This window comes from Vibrio sp. OPT46, assembly GCF_015163535.1.
Taxonomy (GTDB): Bacteria; Pseudomonadota; Gammaproteobacteria; order Enterobacterales; family Vibrionaceae; genus Vibrio; species Vibrio alginolyticus.
This window is the reverse complement of record NZ_JADDYG010000244.1, coordinates 161,446-164,786: the sequence shown is the minus strand read 5'-3', so window position 1 is coordinate 164,786 and position 3,341 is coordinate 161,446. Positions and strand designations below refer to the sequence as shown.

2 protein-coding genes are annotated in these 3,341 nt (G+C 40.7%); one reads left to right on the top strand and one right to left on the bottom strand.

What is annotated here, in order from left to right:
- Positions 1-41: 41 nt before the first annotated feature.
- On the top strand, positions 42-1,514 hold the full coding sequence (locus tag IQR33_RS10875) for an EAL domain-containing protein (RefSeq protein WP_193843695.1): 1,473 nt from the start codon (positions 42-44) through the stop codon (positions 1,512-1,514).
- On the opposite strand, the gene modF is transcribed toward IQR33_RS10875, so the two are convergent.
- Complete coding sequence (gene modF, locus IQR33_RS10870; RefSeq protein ID WP_193837756.1) at positions 1,502-2,956, bottom strand: molybdate ABC transporter ATP-binding protein ModF; 1,455 nt, start codon at positions 2,954-2,956, stop codon at positions 1,502-1,504. The genes IQR33_RS10875 and modF overlap by 13 nt on opposite strands.
- Between the last annotated feature and the right edge of the window lie 385 nt (positions 2,957-3,341).

Sequence of the window (3,341 nt, the reverse complement as noted above, 5' to 3'; positions counted from 1 at the left end):
TACCATCTCAGTAAATCGGTTTTATAAAAGGTTACTTTTATATGCTGAATAAGGCGATTTTTAAAAAAGCCATCATTTTCCTTCTGCCTATTCCCTTGATTATTGGAGAGGTTTTGTATTTAGCTCGTGAAAGCGTGCAAAACAATCTTAATCATTTATTAGAAAAAAATGTGCAAATTGCAGATGAAATTTTATTCCAAATAGAGACAGAAAACCGCACGGCGCTGCTACACCCTGAACGATGTGAAGAGCTCCAGCAAAGCTTAATGTTTGAACGAGATATTGAAGAAATGCTCATTGTGAAAGAGGGAGTCATTACTTGTTCTTCGAAATTGGGAAGTATCTCTAAACCGTTAGCTGAGCACATCGCCTTTCCCAAGGGACAAACGCTAGCGCTTGGTAGTGTTGATAGCTTGTACGATCAGTTCTTGCTTGTGGTAACGGAGGGAGAGCGGGGTTATCAAGCCGTAACGATTATCGATCATGACTACTTTAATGCAACAATAGGGTTTAACAACGATTTACGCCTAAAACGCTCTGCGCTGTTTATCCATGATCAAGTTTCACCTGAAGGAGCATTAAGAGCGGGAAGTAATCCTATCGGTATCAAATCGTCGCAAATGTTTGAGTATGAAGCTTTGAGTGAAGCCAGCGATCTTTTCGTCAAACAGAGAACACTTTCCTATTTTTTGTACTCAATTCCAATTATTTTCGTTATCTACCTTTGCTTGTATGCGTTGAATAAGTTTATTGATCCCCATCGCAATTTGATACTGGATCTTAAAAGAGCGATAAAAAGAGGAGAGTTGACCTTGTATTACCAACCGCAAGTTAACGTTGATACCGGCCAGTTATTCGGGTTTGAAGCGCTAGTGCGATGGGAGCATCAAAGTAAGGGGTTCATTTCTCCGGATGAGTTTGTCCCTGCGGCAGAGCAAAGTGGATTGGTTTTTTTACTTACTGATTTCGTTCTGGATAAAGCGGCAGAGGACTTCAGTAAATTAGGCTTTGATCAGCCTGTTCACCTTGGTATTAACGTGCCGCCTGGTTATTTAGTCGGACCAAACGCGATCAGAAAAATTCAATTGCTCGACAGACAGTTGAGCCGAAACAAAGTCTCATTAGGGGTTGAGATAACAGAGCGTCAGCTCATTGATTCAGAGGCGAGAAAATGCATTGCAGCGCTGCGAGTGCATGGTATTGATGTGCTGATCGATGATTTTGGAACTGGCCAAACCTCGTTAGCATTTCTACAGCACATGCGCATAGATTACTTAAAAATCGATAAGTGCTTTGTCGAAACTATTGGTATTCCTAGCCTTAGTGCTTCTGTCTTAAAAGCGATGGTTCACTTCGCGGAAGAATTACAAGTACAATTGATCGCTGAAGGCGTGGAAACCATAGCGCAAGCTGAACACTTAAAGCAGATGGGAGTGAGATATCATCAGGGGTACCTGTACTCCAAACCATTACCTTATGAGCAGCTTGCGCAGCGAAGTCATTATGATTGGTAGACGTTAGCTCTATGACACTGAGCATTTTCATCAAACACAAACTCTAACTCATTTTTGATGCTATCTAAGCGGTCTTCTTGGTAGTGAGACACATACAATAGTTGGCTTAAATTCTCTCTAGCGATGAGTTCAAGTGTGTTCTTAACTAACCGTCTACCCAAAAAATCTAACCCTTGATACGGCTCGTCCAAAATCAATAATGTGGGTTGTTTCACGATGGCTCTTGCAATCAGTAACAGTCGCTGCTGACCGTACTCTAATTGCTTAAATGAGGTTTTTTTGTACTGGCTCATATGTAAGATATCGAGCCACTCGTTTGCAATATCCATTTCTTTGCGAGTTGGCTGGTTATACAACCCAATCGAATCGTAAAATCCTGACAAAATGACTTCTAATGCGCTGCAATTGACTCGATATTGGAGGTGTAGCGCTGAAGACACCATACCGATATGCTGCTTAATTTCCCAGATTGTCTCGCCAGTACCACGCTTTTTACCAAAAATATCAATGTCATTGCTGTAGCATTGCGGATGATCGCCAAAGATCAATCCAAGTAAGGTACTCTTTCCACAACCATTTGGGCCTTTGACCTGCCAATGTTGGCCCTTGTCTATGCGCCAGTTCAAGTCAGTAAAAATCTTCTTATCGGTATATTCAACAGCCCCATTCTTTAGTTCAAATATTGGGTTGTTGAATGGTGTCGAGTGCTGATGCTGACGTATCAAGCTCATCATTTCTTCACTCTGTTGTTCTGACTGAGATTTAATTTGTCCAATGATTGGATGATTATCCCAACTGGACTTATCCATTGTACTATCAAGCTTTCCTGCACTGAAAAGCGCGATGCTATTGATCCACTCAGGCATGTCAGATTCGCGAGAGAAGGTTATGAGTAGTTGCACATTTTGAGAAAGCGAGTGTAAATAGCGAGCGAGAGCAGCTCGGTGCGCAATATCTAAGCCAGTAAATGGATTATCGAGTAATACTAAGTCAGGTTGTGTGGCTAAAGCTCGGGCGAGCATTACTCTTCTGGTTTCTCCGGTAGAGAGAACACGGAAGCCACTATCTCTAAGATGACTTAGGTCGAGATCATTGACTAGCTGTTCAGTTAAGTTAGTGTCTTGGCTCTGTTCTAGGATTAATGAATAAACAGTGCTTCCTTGGTCGATACGATCAAGAAAATCCGTATCATCTTTTTCTAATTCTCTTTCCAGTAATCGCTGTTGCTCTGATAACGACACTTGCGCAACGGATAGCCCATTTAGCTCAATTTCCCCACTATTTGGTGACATTTCATCACAAATAAGGTCTCCAAGCAGAGAGCCAATATCTCCATCCGCGCTGAATATCCCCCAAGACTGCTGAGTGTTAATTTTCCAATCGTCAATAAACAAGTGTGTCGTGTTTCTCTTAGCTGCAAGCTGACGAAAGTGAATAGTCATTGTGTTTGTCTTCCCTGTTTTCGTTTTAGTGGATTACTTATAACAATTTACGAACTCAGTACGGAAGCGCTTTTGTGTATTAATTTTGAACAGTGCTCAGTCTTGTGCATATTAACGAAGCCTTGTATTAGAGGATAAAAATGCGACTAGAGTCATTAAGTAAAAAGTAAACTTGTCAATAATTTTGTTTTATTTTTGAATCAACCTATCATTATGCATGTATATGTTATGCTGATAAATTCATATTTGCCGTTTGTTAATTAATCAATGTAAGGACACATGTTTATGAGTGAAACGGAATACGATTACCCTTCGAGTTACAGCCTAGTTTCCATTACCGATACCTCCAGTTACATCAAATATGCCAGTGAAAACTTTAATGAAG

Coding starts and splice junctions, on each gene's coding strand:
- IQR33_RS10875 (WP_193843695.1), top strand. CDS start 42: ATGCTGAATAAGGCGATTTTTAAAAAAGCCATCATTTTCCTTCTGCCT.
- modF (WP_193837756.1), bottom strand. CDS start 2,956: ATGACTATTCACTTTCGTCAGCTTGCAGCTAAGAGAAACACGACACAC.